The following is a 19,597-nucleotide window of genomic DNA, read 5'->3' on the forward strand; positions in this document are numbered from 1 at the left end:
GATCATTGGTTGAGCGCTCAGCGCTCACTGCTGTGGTCAATTGCCGTCCGCCGTACGTCCACACCCGCGCCGCCCCTCAACCACCACCCCCTCCCAGCACCCCGCCCGCCAGCCCGATCACCACGGGCAGCACGCCGACCGCGATGAACGAGGGCAGGAAGCACAACCCGACGGGCGCGGTGACCATGACGGCCGCCCGCCGGGCCCGAGCCGTCGCGGTGCGGGACCATTCGGCGCGGGCGTCCGCGGCGATCTTCGCGACGGGTCCGGCCGCGGGGAGCCCGGAGACGCCGGCCCGTTCCAGCAGCCGTGCCAGGGCGGCGGCGCCCGGTGTCGCAGCCAACCTCCGCCAGGCTTCGGCCGGTTCGCCACCGAGCCGTACCTCCGCAGCACCCCGGGCGAGCGCCTCCCCGACCGGGCCGCCCAGGGCCTCGCCGACGGCCTGTGCGGCGATCGCCGGACCGGCGCCGGCCGCGATGCAGGCCGCCAGCAGATCGGCGGCGAGCGGGAGTTGCCGGGTGGCCGTATGAGCGTCGGACTCCTCGCCCCGGTCCGGCACTGCTCGCCGGTGACGCCACCGCCACCACCCGACCGCACCGACGAGTCCCACGAGGACACCCGCGGCCCCACCGACCAGGACCCATCCGGCGCCCACCGCACCGACCGTCGGCCACCACCGCCGCACCACGCCCGCCACCTCGAATCGCGGGCCGGCGACCGTGGTGTCCAGGGCCAGCAGTCCGGCCAGCCGCCGCCGTACCCGGCGTTCCCGCCGCGCGACCTCCATCCGCCGCAGCAACCACGCCAGGACCAGCGCGACCCCCAGTGCCACCCCCAGCCTGTGGACAACGTCCGCGCTCATGCCGACTCGGCTCCCTTCACGATCCGCAGCGCCCACCACAACCCCACGCCCTCCAGCACCCCGCCGATCAGCAGGCAGCCCAGCCCGGCGCCGGTGTGCAACAGGACGTGCAGCGGGTCCGCGCCCAACGCAGCGCCGAGGAGCAGGCCGAGGGCGGGCAACGCGGCGAGCATCACCGCCGTGGCGCGGGAACCGGCCAACTGGGCACGCAACTCGACACGTTGGTCCCGTTCGGCGCGCAGCGCCGCTTCGAGCCGGTCGAGCCCGGCCGCGAGGCCCGCGCCCCGGTCCACGGCGACCCGCCAGCACGCCGCGAGGCCCAGCAGCCCGTCGGCCCCCGGCTGCCGTGCCGCGGCCGCCAGTGCCCCCGGCACGTCCCCGCCGAACCGCGCCGCCGCCAGCACGGCCGCCTGCGCGTCTCCGAGCCCTCCGGAGTCACGCGCGGCCCTCAGCAACGCCTGTCCCGGCTGCCGTCCGGCCCGCACCTCGCCGGCGAGCGTCCCGCACAGGACGATCACCTCGTCCGCCCGGAGCTCCCGTGTCCGTCGCGCCTCCCCGGCCAGCCGTGCCCGGCGCAGCAGTGGCACTCCGGCCGCCCCCGCGACGACCGGCAGCACCGACGACCCCAGTACCGCGAGCAACGCCCCGACGACCACCGCCCACCACTCGGCCCGCAGCCGCCCCCGCACCCGCCGCAGCTCGCCGGCCAGCCGCCGCCACCCGGGAGGCCCACTGCCCACCACCCCGCCGCCGGCAAGCAGCAGTTGCGCCCGCCGCGCTCCGGAATACCGGCCACCCATCAGCCATACCGCCGCCCCGGCACACACGACGGCCGCACTCAACGCCGTCTCACCCATACCGCTCACCGCCCCTCTCGTTCCTGCTGCGAAACAGCTCCCGCTCATTCCCACCGCCAAGCAGCCCCCGCTCATCCCTGCTGCCGAGCAGCCCCCGCTGGCCCCTGCCGTAGAGCACCCCCTCCTCATCCCTGCCGCAGGCCGACTCCCGCTCGTCCCCGCCGGAAAGCAGCTCCGCCTCACCCACCCCGCCGGAAAGCACCCCCGCCCCGCCGAGCAACGCCCACAACCGCTCCCAGCCCCGCTCGCGGACAAACGCCTCCGCGCCCCACCGCAGCGCCGGTACCGTCCTGACCAGCCCCGAAAGGTCCCGCTCCAGTACATGGACCTCGGCGATCCGCCGCCGCCCGGTCCTGTCGCGGACGAGGTGCAGTACGACCGACAGGGCAGCCGCCAACTGGCTGTGCAGCGCGGCCCGGTCGAGCCCGGCCGCCGTGCCGAGCGCTTCCAGGCGGGCCGGTACGTCGGCCGCCGCGTTGGCGTGGACGGTCCCGCAGCCACCCTCGTGTCCGGTGTTCAACGCGGCCAGCAGATGCACCACTTCGGGTCCACGCACCTCTCCCACGACCAGCCGGTCCGGCCGCATCCGCAACGCCTGCCGCACCAGGTCCTGGAGCGTGACGAGCCCGGCGCCCTCCTGGTTGGCGGATCTGCTCTCCAGGCGTACGACATGCGGGTGGTCCGGCCGCAACTCGGCCGAGTCCTCGGCGAGCACGATCCGCTCACCCGGCCCGACCAGCCCCAGCAGCGCGCTCAGCAGCGTCGTCTTGCCGCTGCCTGTACCGCCGCTGATCAGGAAGGACAGCCGCGCCCGGAGCAGTGCCCGCAGCACGCGGTCCCCGCCCGGCGGCACCGTGCCCGCCGCCACGAGCTCGTCGAGCGTGAACGCGCGCGGGCGCACGACGCGCAGGGACAGGCACGTACAGCCCACGGCGACCGGCGGCAGAACCGCATGCAGTCGTGTGCCGTCCGGCAGCCGGGCGTCGGCCCACGGCCTGGCGTCGTCCAGGCGCCGCCCGGCCACCGCGGCCAAGCGCTGCGCGAGCCGTCGTACCGCCGCTGCATCCGGGAAGGAGACGGACGTCAGCTCCAGACCGCCACCCCGGTCCACCCAGACCCGGTCGGGAGCGGACACCAGTACGTCGGTCACGGACGGATCGGCGAGCAGCGGCTCCAACGGCCCGCTGCCGATCAGTTCGCACCGCAACTGCTCGGCGGCCCCCAGAACTTCGGCGTCTCCGAGCACCCGCCCCTGCTCGCGCAGCGCCTGCGCCACGCGCGCGGGGGTGGGTTCGGCGCCGCTCTCGGCCAGCCACTGCCGCACGCCGTCCAGCAGTGGCCCGGTGACGGTGTTCATGCGGCACCCGCCTCGACCAGCGCCCGCTCCCAGAACCCCGTGCAGAAGCGCGCCAGCGGACCGCGGGCCGCGCCGGGCGGCGCCTTGCCCTCGCGGGCGCGCAGCAGCCCCATCTCGACGGGCACCTCGCCGGCCAGCGGCAGTCCGAGCAGCCGGGCCACCTCGCGGTCGTCCAGCCCGGGCGCGTACGGCCCCCGTACCGCCACCCGCAGATCCCGCAGCACCATGCCGGCCGCGGACGCCACCCGCCCGGCCGCCGCGACCGCGCGGAGCTCGGCCGGGACCACGAGGAGCCCGATGTCGACCTGGGCGAGGGCCTCGGCGACCGAGTCGTCGATGCGGCGCGGCAGATCGACCACGACGGTGCCGCCCCGGCGCCGGGCCGCGGCGAGCACCGCCCGTACGGCCTGCGGCGGGATGGCGACGCAGTCGCCGCGGTCCCAGCTCAGCACCCGCAGCGAGTGCAGTCGGGGCAGTGACTCCTCCAGGGCGCCGCTGCCCACCCGCCCGCGCGAGGCGGCGAAGGCGGGCCAGCGCAGTCCCTCGGCGGTCTCGCCGCCGAGGAGCACGTCGAGTCCGCCGCCGAGCGGATCGGCGTCCACCAGGAGGGTGCGCAGTCCCTCGCGCGCGGAGGTGACGGCGAGTGCGCAGGCCAACGTGGACGCTCCGGCGCCGCCGCGGCCGCCGATGACGCCGACGGTGAGCGCGGGCCAGCCGACGCCCTCGGCGACGTCGGCGATGCGGTCGACCAGCCACTGCTCGCCGTCGGGCAGCATCAGGACGTGGTCGGCACCGATCCGGACGGCCCGCTTCCACACGCCGGGGTCGTCCTGATCACGGCCGACCAGCACCACTCCGTGTCTGCGCGCGGCCCCTCGCACCCGCCGCGCGGCATCGTCCCCCACGAGAACGAGTGGCGCAGCCTCCCAGCCGCCGCCCCGCTCCGGCACACAGTGGTGGACCTCGGGTGTGGCTCCGGCCGCCGCGCACAGGCGCAGCAGGTCGTCGAGGAGTTCGGCGTCCTCGGTGATGATCAGCGGTCGGCTCTGCCGCCCTCCGGCGGCCGACGGCGGATCGTGTGTGAAGGTTCCGGTCACGGTTTCCTCCCCCTTCGCTGCTTGTCTGCTTCGTTCGCGCAGCCCCTGCGGCCCCGCGATTCCCGAACGTGTGAAGAACTGGTCGGCGGCCTCCATATGAACAGCCGACAGAAACCGGCCATACGCGTCCGGCAAACGGAACCGGTCAGGAACTCGCCGCGAGCGGCTGCGCAGGAATCACGGTGCAGCGATCCCGGAAATCGTGTGGATCTTGGTCGATAACTGTGGACAACTCGATGGTTGTGAATATCGCCGTCACCCATACCGGTGAGCCCTGCACCATCTCCTGTGCGACTTCCGGAGAGCAGTCCGATGACTACTGACAGTGACGGATCATGGGCATGCAAAAGAGGCGGCCGCAGCCGCCTCGAGGCCGCACCGCGGCCACAGGGAGAACGAGAAAACCCACCCGGACATGCGACGACCCCCGCCGGGGGGGAGAGCGGGGGTCGTCCCCACGGCCGACTCGGGGGGGGAGGAGTCGGACCGGGTTAGCACGGTCGCGAACGATCCGTGACTTCCATGGTGTACCCGAGAGCCCTCTCAGGCAAACCCACGCGCCCCACCTTACGCCGAATGGGCTGCCCCTATGCTCTGGGTCGTGGAAAACCACTCCTTGCCCCGCACAGCGGCCTTCTTTGATCTGGACAAGACGGTCATTGCGAAGTCGAGCACGCTCACCTTCAGCAAGTCGTTCTACCAAGGCGGACTGATCAACCGCCGGGGTGTCCTGCGATCCGCATATGCCCAGTTCGTGTTCCTCGCGGGCGGCGCCGACCATGACCAGATCGAGCGTATGCGCGCATACCTGTCCGCGCTGTGCCGCGGCTGGAACGTCCAGCAGGTCAGGGAGATCGTCGCCGAGACGCTGCACGACATCATCGACCCGATCATCTACGACGAGGCCGCCTCCCTCATCGAGGAGCACCACACCGCCGGACGCGATGTGGTGATCGTGTCCACGTCGGGTTCCGAAGTGGTCGAGCCGATCGGCGAACTGCTCGGCGCCGACCGCGTGGTCGCCACGCGCATGGTCGTGGGCGACGACGGGTGTTACACGGGCGAGATCGAGTACTACGCCTACGGCCCGACGAAGGCGGAGGCCGTCAGGGAGCTGGCCGCGTCCGAGGGGTACGACCTGTCGCGCTGCTACGCCTACAGCGATTCGGCGACCGACCTGCCGATGCTGGAGTCCGTCGGCCGTCCGCACGCCGTGAACCCGGACCGCGCACTGCGCCGTGAGGCACTCGCGCGCGGGTGGCCGATTCTCGACTTCCACCGCCCGGTCCGGCTCAAGCAGCGGCTGCCCACCCTCTCCGTACCGCCGCGTCCGGCGCTCGTCGCGGCCGCCGCCATAGGGGCCGCCGCGGCCACCGCCGGCCTTGTCTGGTACGCGAACCGGCGCCGGGCGGCGGCCGTCTGAGCTGGCCACACCCACGTCGGGAAAACCGGCGCCCGTTTAATACGGCTTTAGGGCTAAAAGTAAAGAAGCACAGCCACCACTTCCACTCACTCCGGACCTGGAGTACAAAGGACTTAACGGCCCGCGAGACCAAGGCCATCCGAAGGGATCAACCTAAATTCGCACACTGGCCCCACGGACCGAGCATGAACACCGGGCACCCACGCGACGTCGACCCGTCGATTACGGGCCAGCCGCACCAGGTGACGGGCAAAGTTCCCGACCTGATGGGCGACATATCGAGGACGCTTGGTAACCCGGTGCTCATGCCAGCGGCGGTACGAGAACTCGTACCGCCGCAACCCTTTTCGGACGGTTACGCCGCCCCGCGCTGGAGTGCCTCGCACACCGCCGTCGACTCGCGCACACCCAGCTCGACCGCCCTGCCACAGTGGGCGATCCACGCCGCCATGCCCTCCGCAGTGCCGGAGAGGTAGCCGTCGAACGCCTCCTGATAGGCCGTACGGCCCAGCTCGGCGTGCCCCACCTCGGCCGGGCAGACGGACTTCGGGTCGAGGCCGCTGCCCACCAGGACGATCCGCTCGGCCGCGCGCGCGACCAGACCGTTGTGCGAGACGAAGGGGCGCAGCGCGAGCAGCTCACCGTGCACGACGGCCGCCGTGACCAGGGCGGGAGCCGAACTGCCCGCGATGATCAGCTCGGCCAGGCCTTCCAGGCGCCCCGACACCTCGGCCGCATCCGGCAGCGGCTGCTCGATCAGCGGCTCGTCGACGGGCTCGCCCGGCCGGCGGGGCCGCCCCACCTGCTCGGCCTTGTCCGCGGCGGCCACCAGGTGCAGCCGGGCCAGCACACGCAGGGGCGACTGCCGCCAGATGGACAGCAGTTGACCGGCCTCGGCGGTCAACCGGAGCGCCGCACCCACGACCCGCGCCTCGTCGTCCCCGCTGAAGTCGGTGCGCCGACGCACCTCCTCCAGGGCCCAGTCCGCGCCGGACAGCGCCGCGGAACCGCGAGCGCCACGCAGCGCCGCCTCAGAGGTGATCTCGTTGCTCCGCCGGCGCATGATCCGGTGCCCGTAGACCCGGTCCACGGCCTTGCGCACGGACTCCACCGACTCGGCCACACCGGGCAGCGCACCCAGGGCCGCGAACGGATCGGCGGTCCCACCTGTCGTACTCATGAGTACGACCCTAGCCACCCCGGGCGCACACCCCACGATGGAGTGGTCTTCTTCACCTGCACCTGCCACGCACCGCCAGTACGCCACTACCCTTGGTGAACATGAAAATTGCTTTCGTCGGGAAGGGCGGCAGCGGCAAGACCACCCTGTCCTCCCTGTTCATCCGCCATCTGGCGGCCTCGGGCGCCCCGGTCATCGCGATCGACGCCGACATCAACCAGCACCTCGGGACCGCGCTCGGCCTGGAGGAGGCGGAGGCCGCCCGACTGCCCGCGATGGGCGACCGGCTCGCCCTGATCAAGGACTACCTGCGCGGTTCCAACCCGCGCATCGGCTCGGCCGATTCGATGATCAAGACCACGCCGCCGGGCGAGGGCTCGCGGCTGCTCCGGGTGCGCGAGGACAATCCGGTCTACGACGCCTGCGCCCGGCCGGTGGAACTCGACGGCGGGGCCGTCCGTTTGATGGTCACCGGCCCCTTCACGGACGCCGACCTGGGGGTCGCCTGCTACCACTCCAAGACCGGAGCGGTGGAGCTGTGCCTGAACCACCTGGTGGACGGCCGCGACGAGTACGTCGTGGTCGACATGACCGCAGGCTCGGACTCCTTCGCCTCCGGCCTGTTCACCCGCTTCGACATCACGTTCCTCGTCGCCGAGCCGACCCGGAAGGGGGTCTCCGTCTATCGCCAGTACAAGGAGTACGCCCGCGACTTCGGCGTTGCGCTGAAGGTCGTCGGCAACAAGGTTCAGCGCCAGGACGACCTCGACTTCCTCCGCGCCGAAGTCGGGGACGACCTGCTCGAGACCGTCGGTCACTCGGACTGGGTGCGCGCCATGGAGAAGGGCCGGCCGCCCCGGTTCGAGCACCTGGAGGACGTCAACCAGCGCGCCCTGCGCACGTTGCGTACGGCCGCCGACGCGACGTACGAACTGCGCGACTGGGAGCGCTACACCCACCAGATGGTGCACTTCCACCTGAAGAACGCCCAGTCCTGGGGCAATGAGCGCCTCGGGGTCGACCTGGCGGCGCAGGTCGACCCCGGGTTCGTGCTCAGTGAGAGTGTCGCCACCCCTGCGTGACGACTCCTACTGTCTGTCCGCAGGCGCCCCGGGGACTCCCTTCGGGGCCGGGGCGGGGCGCACGGACAGGAAGGACGCCCAGCCGTGCTTCGGGGCCTGACCGACCTTCAGCGTGCGCAGTTTCGCGAGGGTCTTCGGGTCCTGGGCGTCCAGCCAGTCCGCGAGCTGCCGGAAGGAGACACAGCGCACCTCGGGTTTGGTACACACCTGCTCGATGACCTCCTCGACGGCGCGCATGTAGGCGCCACCGTTCCAGGACTCGAAGTGGTTGCCGATGATCAGCGGTGCGCGGTTGCCGTTGTATGCCCGCTGGAAGCCCTGGAGCAGGCCGTCGCGCATCTGGTCGCCCCAGAACTCGTACTTGTCGGGGTCGCCCTGGGTGGTGGTGCCCGACTGGTTGACCATGAAGTTGTAGTCCATGGTCAGCTGTTCGTAGGTGTGTCCGGGGAATGGCACGAGCTGCATCGACAGGTCCCACAGGCCCTCCTTCTTGCCGGGCCAGACCTGGTTGTTGACGCCGCTGGTGTCGTAACGGAAGCCCAGCGCGCGGGCGGCCTTCATGAAGTTCTTCTGGCCTTCCAGGCAGGGAGTGCGCGCTCCGATCAGCTCCTTGTCGTAGTCGAAGGGCAGGGGGGAGGCGTCCTTCATGCCGGCGTTGGTCTTCCAGGACTTCACGAACTTCTTCGCCTGGGCGATCTCCTCCTTCCACTCCTCCACCGACCACTCACCGACGCCACCGCTGCCGCAGAAGTGACCGTTGAAGTGGGTGCCGATCTCATTGCCCTCCAACCACGCCAGCCGCAGTTGCTTCACGGTGTCGGCGATGCCCTGGCGGTCGTTGAAGCCGATGTCGGAGCGGCCGGGCGAGTGCTGCGGTGGGCGGTAGAGGTCCTTCTTGTCCTCGGGCAGCAGGTACACGCCGCTGAGGAAGTACGTCATCGTGGCGTTGTTCTCCCTGGCGACCCTGCGGAAGTGGGAGAACAGGTGCTGGCTGTCCTCGCCGGCGCCGTCCCAGGAGAACACCACGAACTGCGGTGGTTTCGCACCGGGCTTCAGCCGCTCGGGCCGGGGCAGATGCGGCTGCGCCCCGGTGAACGCGGTGGAGCCGTCACCGATCAGGCGGACCGGGCTCCTGGGTACCCCGGCGCCCTGCTGCGGGCCGGGGGCCCCCTCCTCCGAACTGTCGGAGCCGGTCGTGCAACCGGCGAGTGATGCGGCACAGGCCGCGGCGGCCACGGCGACCGCGGCGATCCTCTGGGTGGCGGCCATGTTCCGCCCACCTTCCTTCTCCAGTCGACGAGTTGGCAGCGCGGCCAAGGTCGCATGAGAAGGAGAAGGAATTAGTACGACAAGCCGATCAAAAGCCCATTTCACTCACTGAGGCGATGGTTTAACCCATTTGCCGGGAAAATCCATGCCTGACCTTTACCCTGCATTACGATTCATTTACTGAGAGTTGCCACATCCCGCCGCTGCACGCCGTGACCCACGGCCGCGCCCCAACCCCGCCGCCGGGCGGGACCACCTGTTCCGCGACCGCGCTGCCCCGGAGGAGACGGGAAACATGTCAGCCTGCGTCCCCACTCGCGCCACCGACCCCCACGGCCCCGAACACACTCGCCCACCGCACAGCCCGCCACCGCCCCGGCACCGCCGCTTCCCCGTCGCCGGCGCCGACGTGTCGGCCTCCATCGCCGTCTTCCTGATCGCCCTGCCGCTGTCCCTCGGCATCGCCCTCGCCACCGGCGCGCCCCTGCAGGCCGGCCTCGTCGCCGCCGCCGTGGGCGGACTCGTCGTCGGCCGGCTCGGCGGCGCCCCGCTCCAGGTGAGCGGCCCCGCAGCCGGCCTGACGGTGGTCACCGCCGACCTCATCCAGCGCTACGGCTGGCGCACCACCTGCGCCATCACCGTCCTCGCCGGCCTCACCCAACTCGGCCTGGGCTTCCTGCGCGTGGCGCGCACCGCGCTCGTCGTCAGCCCCGCCATCGTGCACGGCATGCTCGCGGGTATCGGCGTCACCATCGCCGTGGCCCAGCTGCACATCGTCCTCGGCGGCGCCCCGCACAGCTCCGTCGTCGACAACGTGCGCGAACTTCCCGCCCAGCTGGCCGACCTGCATCCGACTGCTCTGTCCATGAGTGTCCTGACCCTGGCCGTCCTGCTCGTCTGGCCGCGGATTCCCGGGCGAGTGGGGCGAGTCGTACGGCTGGCCCCGGCGGCGCTGGCCGCGGTGGCGGCGGCCACCGCTGTTGCCGCACTCGGCGGGCTGCGACTGCCCCGGGTCGACCTGCCGTCGTGGAGCAGCCATGCCCTGGCCGGGATGCCGGAAGGACCCGTGGCGGGACTCATCGCCGCCGTACTGACCATCACGCTGGTCGGCGGCGTCGAGTCGCTGCTGTCCGCCGTGGCCGTGGACAGGCTGGCCGCCTCCCGTCCCGGGGGGCCGCCCGTGCCGCGCGCCGACCTCGACCGCGAGCTGCGCGGCCAGGGCGCCGCCAACATGGTCTCGGGAGCGCTCGGCGGACTGCCCGTCACCGGGGTCGCGGTGCGCAGCGCGGCGAATGTGCGAGCCGGTGCCGTCAGCCGGAACTCCACGATGCTGCACGGCGTTCTCGTAGTAGTCGCCGCGCTGCTGATGGTCCCGATCCTGGAGCTCATCCCGCTCGCCTCGCTCGCCGCCCTGGTGATGGCCGTCGGCATCCAGATGGTGTCCCTGCACCACATCCGCACGGTGACCCGCCACCGAGAGGTGCTGGTGTACGCCGTCACCACCGCCGGCGTGGTGCTCCTCGGCGTCCTGGAGGGTGTGGCGCTGGGGATCGCCGTGGCCGTCGGTGTCGCCCTGCACCGCCTCACCCGCACACGTATCACGCACTACGAGAGGGAAGGAGTCCATCACGTCCATGTACGAGGGCAGTTGACGTTCCTCGCGGTGCCAAGGCTGAGCCGGGCCCTGCACCTCGTGCCCCACGGGGCGGACGTGGTCGTCGAGTTGGACGGCTCGTTCATGGACCACGCGACGTACGAGACCCTGCACGACTGGCAGAAGACGCACACCGCGCGGGGCGGTTCCGTCGAACTGACGGGCCGCCGTGCCGGGGTCCGGATCGCCGAGCCCACCGGTGCCTCCGGCCGCCACGGAGGTTCCTGGACCGCCGAGCCGGCCGACTCGGGCGGCTGCCGATGCCGGCCCTGGACGCCCTGGCGCAACCACCAGTGCGAGCGGGACCGCCCGCAGACCGCGCAGCCGGCCGGTGAGCACCCGGGCGGAACCGACGGCCCCGAGACCGTCGGGGTTGGTTCCGGCACGTGCGGTGAGGGAGTCCACGTCAGCGTCATGCCCGACCGGGAGGGGCTGCCCGGGCCGGGCGACACCGGCGGTCACGAGCCGAGCAGTCACCAACTGGTACGCGGAATCAGCGCGTTCCAGCGCAACACCGCTCCCCTGGTACGGGGCGAGCTGGCCCGACTGGCCCGAGAGGGGCAACGACCGTCCCAGCTCTTCCTCACCTGCGCCGACTCACGCCTGGTCACCTCGATGATCACCTCCAGTGGTCCCGGGGACCTGTTCGTGGTGCGCAATGTGGGCAACCTTGTGCCGCTGCCCGGCGAGGAGAGCGGAGACGACTCGGTGGCGGCGGCGATCGAGTACGCGGTGGACGTGCTGAAGGTGCGGTCCATCACGGTGTGCGGGCACTCCGGGTGCGGGGCCATGCAGGCACTGCTCAACTCCGAGCCGGACGGCGCGCGGACGCCCCTCAGGCGGTGGCTGCGGCACGGGCTGCCCAGCCTGGAGCGCATGGCCGACGCCGGGCGGCCCTGGGCCCGGCTGGCCGGGCGCGCGCCCGCCGACGCGGTCGAGCAGCTTTGCCTGACCAACGTCGTGCAGCAACTGGAGCACCTGCGCGCCCACGAGTCGGTGTCCCGCGCGCTGCGCGAGGGCGCGCTGGAGCTGCACGGGATGTACTTCCACGTGGGGGAGGCGCAGGCATATCTGCTCGTCGATGCGGAGGAGGAGAAGGTGTTCGACACCGTGCGGCCGATGGACCTGACCGCATGACGCGTGGCCCGGTGCGGCCCGGAGGTGTGAGGGGCGTTACAGGACTGAACCGGGTCCGCGCGCGGCCCGTGGGAAGGGATGACCGGCGTCGGAAGCGGTTCGAGGCCGGCCCGGTCACCCCATGGGCACGACCTTCGACAGGTCTAAACCAATATTCAGTCGACCCTTGTCATCGGACCACCAGGTCTGATGAGCTGTGGCCTGGGACACAACGGACACCCTTCGAGAGGGAGATGTCGTGAGCAACGAGAGCCTGGCCAACCTGCTTCGTGAGGAGCGTAGGTTCGCACCCCCCGCCGACCTGGCCGCCGACGCCAACGTCACGGCGGAGGCGTATGAACGGGCCAAGGCTGACAGGCTCGGCTTCTGGGCCGAGCAGGCCCGTCGGCTGACCTGGGCCAAGGAGCCGAGCGAGACACTGGACTGGTCGAACCCGCCGTTCGCCAAGTGGTTCAAGGACGGCGAGCTCAACGTCGCGTACAACTGCGTCGACCGGCATGTCGAGGCCGGGCAGGGCGACCGGGTCGCCATCCACTTCGAGGGCGAGCCCGGCGACAGTCGCGCCATCACCTATGCCGAGCTCAAGGACGAGGTATCCAAGGCGGCCAACGCCCTGCTGGAGCTGGGAGTTCAGAAGGGCGACCGGGTCGCGGTCTATATGCCGATGATCCCGGAGACGGCGGTCGCGATGCTGGCCTGCGCCCGGATCGGCGCCGCGCACTCCGTCGTCTTCGGCGGGTTCTCGGCGGACGCCCTCGCCACCCGTATCCAGGACGCGGACGCCAAGGTCGTCATCACCTCCGACGGCGGCTACCGGCGGGGCAAGCCGTCCGCGCTCAAGCCGGCCGTCGACGACGCGATCGCGCGTGTGGACAACGTCGAGCATGTGCTCGTGGTGCGCCGCACCGGTCAGGAGGTCGCCTGGAACGACGAGCGGGACGTGTGGTGGCACGAGCTCGTCGAGCGGCAGTCCGCCGAGCACACCCCGGAGGCGTTCGAGGCCGAGCACCCGCTGTTCATCCTCTACACATCCGGTACGACGGGTAAGCCGAAGGGCATCCTGCACACCTCCGGCGGCTACCTCACCCAGGTGGCGTACACCCACCACGCCGTCTTCGATCTCAAGCCGGCCACCGACGTGTACTGGTGCACCGCCGACGTCGGCTGGGTGACCGGGCACTCGTACATCGTGTACGGGCCGCTCGCCAACGGGGCGACACAGGTGATGTACGAGGGCACGCCGGACACCCCGCACCAGGGCCGGTTCTGGGAGATCGTGCAGAAGTACGGGGTGACGATCCTGTACACGGCGCCGACCGCGATCCGTACGTTCATGAAGTGGGGCGACGACATCCCCGCGAAGTTCGACCTGTCCTCCCTGCGTGTCCTCGGCTCCGTCGGTGAGCCGATCAACCCCGAGGCGTGGATCTGGTACCGCAAGCACATCGGCTCCGACCGCACGCCGATCGTGGACACCTGGTGGCAGACCGAGACCGGCGCGATGATGATCTCGCCGCTGCCGGGCGTCACCGAGACCAAGCCGGGTTCCGCGCAGCGTCCGCTGCCCGGCATCTCCGCGACCGTCGTGGACGACGAGGCGAACGAGGTCCCCAACGGCGGCGGTGGCTACCTGGTCCTCACCGAGCCGTGGCCGTCCATGCTGCGCACCATCTGGGGCGACGACCAGCGGTTCCTCGACACGTACTGGTCGCGGTTCGAGGGCAAGTACTTCGCCGGTGACGGGGCGAAGAAGGACGACGACGGCGACATCTGGCTGCTGGGCCGGGTGGACGACGTGATGCTGGTGTCCGGCCACAACATCTCCACGACCGAGGTGGAGTCGGCGCTCGTGTCGCACCCGTCGGTCGCCGAGGCGGCCGTGGTGGGCGCCGCCGACGAGACGACCGGGCAGGCGATCGTCGCCTTCGTGATCCTGCGGGGTACGGCGGCGGAGACCGAGGACCTGGTGGCCGAGCTGCGCAACCACGTGGGCGCCACCCTCGGCCCGATCGCCAAGCCGAAGCGGATCCTGCCCGTGGCGGAGCTGCCGAAGACCCGCTCCGGCAAGATCATGCGCCGGCTGCTGCGGGACGTCGCGGAGAACCGCCAGCTCGGCGATGTCACGACACTGACCGACTCCACGGTCATGGATCTCATCCAGGCGAAGCTCCCGGCGGCGCCCAGCGAGGACTGAGAACCGTCGAGGGCTGAGGGCGACCCAGCAGGGCACCCGGCGACAGACGCCTGACAGGCGCGCCGGGTGCCCTTTTTGCACCTACCGTGAAGTTCACCGGACCGGTCCGCCGCATCTTAGGTAAGCTAAGAAAAGCGTCAACAACGCAACAGTGATCTCAGGTGCGCCGGGAAGTCTGGTCGGCATGTGTTCCGTGCTGCCCACCGACCGGAGGTCTCGCCGTGACCGCGCCCACCACCCCCCGCAAGGTACTCGGACGCCTGTCGCTGCCCGAGCGGACCTTCGTCGTGGACGCGCTGCGCACCGAGACCGTCGGCGGTGTGCTGCTGCTCCTCGCCGCCGTCACCTCGCTGCTCTGGGCGAACATACCCGCGCTGCACGGCAGTTACGAGACCGTCAGCCACTTCCACCTGGGCCCCGCGGCCCTCGGCCTCGACCTCTCGATCGAGCACTGGGCCGCCGACGGCCTCCTGGCGATCTTCTTCTTCGTCGCCGGTATCGAGCTCAAGCGTGAGCTGGTCGCCGGCGATCTGCGCGACCCCAAGGCGGCCGTCCTGCCCGTGGTCGCCGCACTGTGCGGCATGGCCGTACCGGCGCTCGTCTACACGCTCACCAACGTCCTCGGCGGCGGCTCCCTCGACGGCTGGGCCGTGCCCACCGCCACGGACATCGCCTTCGCACTCGCCGTGCTCGCCGTCATCGGCACGTCCCTGCCGAGCGCGCTGCGCGCCTTCCTGCTCACCCTCGCCGTCGTCGACGACCTCTTCGCGATCCTCATCATCGCGGTCTTCTTCACCGAGACGATCAACTTCGCGGCGCTCGGCGGCGCGGTCGTCGGCCTCAGCGTCTTCTGGCTGCTGCTGCGCAAGGGAGTACGCGGCTGGTACGTGTACGTCCCGCTCGCCCTGGTGATCTGGGCGCTGATGTACAACAGCGGCATCCACGCCACCATCGCCGGCGTCGCCATGGGCCTGATGCTGCGCTGCACCACCCACAAGGGTGAGGACCACTCCCCCGGCGAGCACATCGAGCACCTGGTGCGCCCCCTGTCCGCGGGCCTGGCCGTACCGCTGTTCGCCCTGTTCAGCGCAGGCGTCTCGCTCTCCGGCGACTCCATGAAGGACGTGTTCACCAAGCCGGAGACCCTGGGTGTCGTCCTCGGTCTGGTCGTCGGCAAGACGATCGGCATCTTCGGCGGTACCTGGCTCACCGCCCGCTTCACCCGCGCCACCCTCAGCGACGACCTCCAATGGGCCGACGTCTTCGCCGTCGCGTCGCTCGCCGGCATCGGCTTCACCGTCTCGCTGCTCATCGGCGAGCTGGCCTTCGAGGGCGACATGGTCCTGACGGACGAGGTGAAGGCGGCCGTACTGACAGGCTCCCTCATAGCGGCGCTGGTCGCCGGCACGCTGCTGAAGGTGCGCAACGTCAAGTACCGCCGGCTGTGCGAGGCCGAGGAGCGCGACGACGACCTCGACGGCATCCCGGACATCTACGAGGAGCACGACCCGGCGTACCACCTGCGCATGGCGGAGATCTACGACCGCAAGGCCGCGGAGCACCGCAGGCTCGCCGCAGTCAGGGAGGCGGAGCGACGCGAGCTTGCCGAAGTCGCGGGCGGGGCAGGCGAGGAGAACGACGGTCCGGCATGATCTGACGGGACGGTACAAAAGTCGGGACCGTACGCAATCAGGCATGGACGGACCCGTACGCAGAAGAGGGAGACCGCGATGAGCGCACCCGACGGCAGCCCGGTCGGCGCCGAACGCAGCATCGGCCAGTTGTTCGCCTCGGCGACGACCGAGATGTCGGCGCTGGTGCACGACGAGATCGCACTGGCGAAGGCGCAGATCAGGCAGGACGTCAAGCGCGGAGCGACGTCCGGCGGCGCGTTCGTCGCGGCCGCCGGACTCCTCGTCTTCTCCCTGCCGATGCTGAACTTCGCCCTGGCGTACGGCATCCGGACCTGGAGCGACTGGAACCTCGCGATCTGCTTCCTGCTGTCCTTCGCGGCGAACGTCCTCATCGCCCTCGTCCTCGCCCTGATCGGCGTCGTGTTCGCGAAGAAGGCCAAGAAGGGCCGGGGCCCGCAGAAGGTCGCCGCGTCGGTGAAGGAGAGCGCGGGCGTCCTGCAGAAGGCCAAGCCGCATCCGCGACCGGAGCGGCCGGAGCTTCCCGAGCTGCCCCAGGACCGCGTGCCCGAGGCCATCGAGGCTGTGGCACGCTCGTCGTCATGACGGAACCCGACACCCCTTCGGCGCAACCCGCCTCGGTCGTACGTCCCGAAGGTCCCTGGCTGCACCGAGACGTCGCGGCGAACGGCGCGCGGTTCCACATCGCGGAGCTGGGCGACGGACCGCTGGTGCTGCTGCTGCACGGCTTCCCGCAGTTCTGGTGGGCCTGGCGGCACCAGCTGGTGGCGCTCGCCGACGCCGGGTTCCGGGCCGTCGCCATGGACCTGAGGGGCGTCGGCGGCAGCGACCGCACGCCCCGGGGTTACGACCCGGCCAACCTCGCCCTCGACATCACGGGCGTCGTACGGTCCCTGGGCGAACCGGACGCCGCGCTCGTCGGCCATGACCTGGGCGGTTATCTGGCGTGGACGGCGGCCGTGATGCGCCCGAAGCTCGTCCGGCGCCTGGCGGTCGCGTCGATGCCGCATCCGCGGCGCTGGCGCTCGGCGATGCTCTCCGACGTCAAGCAGACGGCCTCGAGTTCCCACATCTGGGGGTTCCAGCGGCCGTGGATCCCGGAGCGGCAGCTCGTCGCGGACGACGGGGCGCTGGTGGGCCGGCTGATCCGGGACTGGTCCGGCCCGCGGCTGCCGGAGGACAGGGCCGTGGAGACGTACCGGAGGGCGATCTGCATCCCTTCGACCGCGCACTGCTCCATCGAGCCGTACCGCTGGATGGTGCGGTCCCTCGCCCGGCCCGACGGCCTCCAGTTCAACCGGCGCATGAAGCGGCCCGTGCGGGTGCCGACGCTGCATCTGCACGGCTCCCTCGACCCGGTGATGAGGACCAGGAGCGCAGCCGGTTCCGGAGAGTACGTCGAAGCACCGTACCGCTGGCGGCTGTTCGACGGTCTCGGCCATTTCCCGCACGAGGAGGATCCGGTGGCGTTCTCCTCCGAGCTCGTCAACTGGCTGAAAGACCCAGAACCCGATCGGTGACCGAGCCGATGCGCCCGGTATGCGGTTCTGAACGCCTGTACTACGAACAGCCAAATGCCTGGCGCATAGGCCAATTGGGCGCTCCAGGGGCGGTTATCGACCTTGGGCCAGGGGCACACGTCGGGGTATGGGCTGGACGCACGACTACAGTGACGCAGCACGCACTCGCCGCTCGGGCAATGGCCTGAGCTCCCACCAGCGGGGCACCCCGCAACTGGCGGGCACGGAACTCAGGGTGGGCATCCCACGCATTCTGCGTCGGCGTGCGCGCTGGGTCTCGATGCGCCTGCGTCACCCGCGCGGCTGATCACTCAAACGGCCCTCACAAGGCGCAGCTGTCGCTGCCCACCTGCTGGTTGGCCGTACGCCCCTTGGTGATGTCCTCGCTGATCTCGTCCACGGTCAGCGCGTACCCCGTCTCGGCGTCGTCGAGGGACTTCGCGAAGACCACGCCGTAGACCTTGCCTTCGGGCGTGAGCAGCGGGCCGCCGGAGTTGCCCTGGCGGACGATCGCGTACAGCGAGTAGACATCGCGGCGGACCGTGCCCCGGTGGTAGATGTCCGGTCCGTTGGCCGTTATGCGCCCGCGTACGCGCGCGGAGCGCACGTCGTACGCGCCGTTCTCCGGGAAGCCCGCGACGATCGCGCTGTCGCCGCTGGCCGCGTCCTCGGAGGTGAACTCGAGGGCGGGCGCGTCCAGGTCGGGTACGTCGAGTACGGCGATGTCGCGCTCCCAGTCGTACAGGACGACCGTCGCGTCGTACCGCCTGCCCTCGCCGCCTATCTGGACGGTGGGCTCGTCGACGCCTCCGACGACATGCGCGTTGGTCATGACCCGGCGCTCGTCGAAGACGAAGCCGGTGCCCTCCAGGACCTTGCCGCAGCTCTGGGCGGTGCCCATCACCTTGACGATGGAGCGCTGGGCGCGGGCGGCGACGGCACTGTTCGCGAGGGCGGGGTCCGGGGGCTGGACGTCGGTGATCGGCTCGTTCGAGAACGGGCTGAAGACCTGCGGGAAGCCGTTCTGCGCGAGGACCGAGGAGAAGTCCGCGAACCAGGTGTCGGCCTGTGCGGGCAGGGCCCGGGACACCCCGAGCAGCACCTTGGAGTTGCGCACTTCCTTGCCGAGGGTCGGCAGCGTGGTGCCGGCCAGCGCCGAGCCGATCAGCCACGCCACCAGCAGCATGGCGACGACGTTGACCAGGGCGCCACCGGTCGCGTCCAGGGCGCGGGCCGGAGACCAGGTGATGTAGCGGCGCAGCTTGTTGCCGAGGTGAGTGGTCAGGGCCTGGCCGACCGAGGCACAGACGATCACGACGACGACGGCGACCACGGCGGCGGTTGTGTTCACCTCGGAGTTGTCGGTGAGCGCGTCCCAGATGACGGGCAGTGTGTAGACGGCGACGAGACCGCCGCCCAGGAAACCGATCACCGACAGGATGCCGACGACGAAGCCCTGGCGGTAGCCCACGATCGCAAACCACACGGCGGCGACCAGCAACAGGATGTCCAGCACGTTCACCGCTTCAAGCCTCGCCTCATCACTTCGCGGTCACTCCAGGTCGGCCGGGGGCCCGGCAACAGCACGAGGGCCACCCTGTCATGACCGCCAGTCCAGCGGGACCTGCTTGTCGCGGTCCCACGGCTTCTCCCAGCCCGCGAAGTGCAGCAGGCGGTCGATGATTCCGGCGGTGAAGCCCCACACCAGGGCCGATTCGACCAGAAATGCCGGGCCCCGGTGACCGCTGGGGTGGATGGCAGTCGCGCGGTGGGCGGGGTCCGTGAGATCCGCCACGGGAACCGTGAAGACCCGCGCGGTCTCGTTCGGGTCCACGACGCCGACCGGGCTCGGCTCGCGCCACCAGCCGAGCACCGGCGTGACGACGAATCCGCTGACCGGGATGTAGAGCTTGGGCAGCACGCCGAACAGCTGTACACCGGACGGATCGAGGCCGGTCTCCTCCTCGGCCTCGCGGAGAGCGGCCCACAGCGGCCCGTCCGCCGTGGGGTCGCCGTCCTCGGGGTCGAGGGCACCGCCGGGGAAGGAGGGCTGGCCGGCATGCGAGCGCAGTGAGCTCGCCCGCTCCATCAGCAGCAGCTCGGGGCCGCGCTCGCCCTCGCCGAACAGGATGAGTACGGCGGACTGGCGGCCGGCGCCGTCCGCCGGGGGCAGGAAGCGGCTCAGCTGCAACGGCTCGACCGTCTCCGCGGCGTGCACCACCGGGTCCAGCCAGGCGGGCAGACCTTCCTTGCTGAGCGTCACCGAACCGCCCTGAGTATGACTCGCACGTGTCATCGCCACCCCCGTCGTCC

16 protein-coding genes are annotated in these 19,597 nt (G+C 70.9%); 8 read left to right on the forward strand and 8 right to left on the reverse strand.

Annotated elements, in window-relative coordinates; translation table 11 throughout:
* Positions 1–76 precede the first annotated feature (76 nt).
* The 4 genes from ACFVJQ_RS29545 to ssd are packed head-to-tail and all read right to left on the reverse strand — an operon-like array spanning position 77 to position 4,173.
* Positions 77–862: a type II secretion system F family protein gene (locus ACFVJQ_RS29545; RefSeq protein ID WP_385513263.1), complete on the reverse strand. Its 786-nt coding sequence runs from the start codon at positions 860–862 to the stop codon at positions 77–79.
* Positions 859–1,719: a type II secretion system F family protein gene (locus ACFVJQ_RS29550; protein WP_385513288.1), complete on the reverse strand. Its 861-nt coding sequence runs from the start codon at positions 1,717–1,719 to the stop codon at positions 859–861. The genes ACFVJQ_RS29545 and ACFVJQ_RS29550 overlap by 4 nt, the downstream gene beginning before the upstream one ends.
* A complete protein-coding gene (locus tag ACFVJQ_RS29555; protein ID WP_385513264.1) occupies positions 1,712–3,076 on the reverse strand; it encodes a TadA family conjugal transfer-associated ATPase in 1,365 nt (454 codons plus the stop codon). The genes ACFVJQ_RS29550 and ACFVJQ_RS29555 overlap by 8 nt, the downstream gene beginning before the upstream one ends.
* On the reverse strand, positions 3,073–4,173 hold the full coding sequence (ssd, locus tag ACFVJQ_RS29560; protein WP_385788501.1) for a septum site-determining protein Ssd: 1,101 nt from the start codon (positions 4,171–4,173) through the stop codon (positions 3,073–3,075). Before ssd ends, ACFVJQ_RS29555 begins: the two co-directional genes overlap by 4 nt.
* Positions 4,174–4,762: 589 nt before the next feature.
* On the opposite strand from ssd, the gene ACFVJQ_RS29565 reads away from it, so the two are divergent.
* Positions 4,763–5,596, forward strand: coding sequence for an HAD family hydrolase (locus ACFVJQ_RS29565; protein WP_385513266.1), 834 nt, complete (start codon positions 4,763–4,765; stop codon positions 5,594–5,596).
* A gap of 355 nt (positions 5,597–5,951) precedes the next feature.
* Here ACFVJQ_RS29565 and ACFVJQ_RS29570 read toward each other — a convergent pair whose 3' ends face one another.
* Entirely contained in the window at positions 5,952–6,776 is an 825-nt protein-coding gene (locus ACFVJQ_RS29570; RefSeq protein WP_385513267.1) for an oxidoreductase, read from the reverse strand.
* A 101-nt stretch (positions 6,777–6,877) separates the two neighbouring features.
* Between ACFVJQ_RS29570 and ACFVJQ_RS29575 the strand changes: the two genes are divergently transcribed.
* A complete protein-coding gene (locus ACFVJQ_RS29575) occupies positions 6,878–7,858 on the forward strand; it encodes an ATP-binding protein (protein ID WP_385788505.1) in 981 nt (326 codons plus the stop codon).
* A 6-nt stretch (positions 7,859–7,864) separates the two neighbouring features.
* Here ACFVJQ_RS29575 and ACFVJQ_RS29580 read toward each other — a convergent pair whose 3' ends face one another.
* Positions 7,865–9,127 (reverse strand): hypothetical protein, encoded by a 1,263-nt coding sequence (locus tag ACFVJQ_RS29580; RefSeq protein WP_385513269.1) that lies wholly within the window; start codon positions 9,125–9,127, stop codon positions 7,865–7,867.
* A gap of 295 nt (positions 9,128–9,422) precedes the next feature.
* Between ACFVJQ_RS29580 and ACFVJQ_RS29585 the strand changes: the two genes are divergently transcribed.
* The 6 genes from ACFVJQ_RS29585 to ACFVJQ_RS29610 all read left to right on the forward strand — a co-directional run bounded on the left by ACFVJQ_RS29585 (position 9,423) and on the right by ACFVJQ_RS29610 (position 17,591).
* On the forward strand, positions 9,423–11,918 hold the full coding sequence (locus ACFVJQ_RS29585; RefSeq protein WP_385513270.1) for a bifunctional SulP family inorganic anion transporter/carbonic anhydrase: 2,496 nt from the start codon (positions 9,423–9,425) through the stop codon (positions 11,916–11,918).
* 238 nt (positions 11,919–12,156) lie between these two features.
* Positions 12,157–14,112: an acetate--CoA ligase gene (gene acs / locus ACFVJQ_RS29590; protein WP_385788509.1), complete on the forward strand. Its 1,956-nt coding sequence runs from the start codon at positions 12,157–12,159 to the stop codon at positions 14,110–14,112.
* Between the two features lie 221 nt (positions 14,113–14,333).
* Positions 14,334–15,764, forward strand: coding sequence for a Na+/H+ antiporter NhaA (gene nhaA / locus ACFVJQ_RS29595; protein ID WP_385788512.1), 1,431 nt, complete (start codon positions 14,334–14,336; stop codon positions 15,762–15,764).
* A gap of 78 nt (positions 15,765–15,842) precedes the next feature.
* Complete coding sequence (locus ACFVJQ_RS29600) at positions 15,843–16,349, forward strand: phage holin family protein (protein ID WP_385788515.1); 507 nt, start codon at positions 15,843–15,845, stop codon at positions 16,347–16,349.
* Positions 16,346–17,284 (forward strand): alpha/beta fold hydrolase, encoded by a 939-nt coding sequence (locus ACFVJQ_RS29605; RefSeq protein ID WP_385513274.1) that lies wholly within the window; start codon positions 16,346–16,348, stop codon positions 17,282–17,284. The genes ACFVJQ_RS29600 and ACFVJQ_RS29605 overlap by 4 nt, the downstream gene beginning before the upstream one ends.
* Positions 17,285–17,411: 127 nt before the next feature.
* Positions 17,412–17,591 carry a hypothetical protein gene (locus ACFVJQ_RS29610; RefSeq protein ID WP_224734534.1) on the forward strand — a complete coding sequence of 60 codons (180 nt, stop codon included), beginning with the start codon at positions 17,412–17,414 and terminating at the stop codon, positions 17,589–17,591.
* Between the two features lie 15 nt (positions 17,592–17,606).
* Here the strand turns inward: ACFVJQ_RS29610 and ACFVJQ_RS29615 are convergent, their stop codons facing one another.
* Positions 17,607–18,806: a MarP family serine protease gene (locus ACFVJQ_RS29615; protein WP_385788520.1), complete on the reverse strand. Its 1,200-nt coding sequence runs from the start codon at positions 18,804–18,806 to the stop codon at positions 17,607–17,609.
* Positions 18,807–18,884: 78 nt separating this feature from the next.
* Positions 18,885–19,580 carry an NUDIX hydrolase gene (locus ACFVJQ_RS29620; RefSeq protein ID WP_385513276.1) on the reverse strand — a complete coding sequence of 232 codons (696 nt, stop codon included), beginning with the start codon at positions 19,578–19,580 and terminating at the stop codon, positions 18,885–18,887.
* Positions 19,581–19,597: the final 17 nt, after the last annotated feature.

The sequence above is a fragment of the Streptomyces sp. NPDC127197 genome, assembly GCF_042672405.1.
Classification (GTDB): Bacteria; Actinomycetota; Actinomycetes; order Streptomycetales; family Streptomycetaceae; genus Streptomyces; species Streptomyces flavusporus.

Coding starts and splice junctions, on each gene's coding strand:
- ACFVJQ_RS29545 (WP_385513263.1), bottom strand. CDS start 862: ATGAGCGCGGACGTTGTCCACAGGCTGGGGGTGGCACTGGGGGTCGCG.
- ACFVJQ_RS29550 (WP_385513288.1), bottom strand. CDS start 1,719: ATGGGTGAGACGGCGTTGAGTGCGGCCGTCGTGTGTGCCGGGGCGGCG.
- ACFVJQ_RS29555 (WP_385513264.1), bottom strand. CDS start 3,076: ATGAACACCGTCACCGGGCCACTGCTGGACGGCGTGCGGCAGTGGCTG.
- ACFVJQ_RS29565 (WP_385513266.1), top strand. CDS start 4,763: ATGCTCTGGGTCGTGGAAAACCACTCCTTGCCCCGCACAGCGGCCTTC.
- ACFVJQ_RS29570 (WP_385513267.1), bottom strand. CDS start 6,776: ATGAGTACGACAGGTGGGACCGCCGATCCGTTCGCGGCCCTGGGTGCG.
- ACFVJQ_RS29575 (WP_385788505.1), top strand. CDS start 6,878: ATGAAAATTGCTTTCGTCGGGAAGGGCGGCAGCGGCAAGACCACCCTG.
- ACFVJQ_RS29580 (WP_385513269.1), bottom strand. CDS start 9,127: ATGGCCGCCACCCAGAGGATCGCCGCGGTCGCCGTGGCCGCCGCGGCC.
- ACFVJQ_RS29585 (WP_385513270.1), top strand. CDS start 9,423: ATGTCAGCCTGCGTCCCCACTCGCGCCACCGACCCCCACGGCCCCGAA.
- ACFVJQ_RS29600 (WP_385788515.1), top strand. CDS start 15,843: ATGAGCGCACCCGACGGCAGCCCGGTCGGCGCCGAACGCAGCATCGGC.
- ACFVJQ_RS29605 (WP_385513274.1), top strand. CDS start 16,346: ATGACGGAACCCGACACCCCTTCGGCGCAACCCGCCTCGGTCGTACGT.
- ACFVJQ_RS29610 (WP_224734534.1), top strand. CDS start 17,412: ATGGGCTGGACGCACGACTACAGTGACGCAGCACGCACTCGCCGCTCG.
- ACFVJQ_RS29620 (WP_385513276.1), bottom strand. CDS start 19,580: ATGACACGTGCGAGTCATACTCAGGGCGGTTCGGTGACGCTCAGCAAG.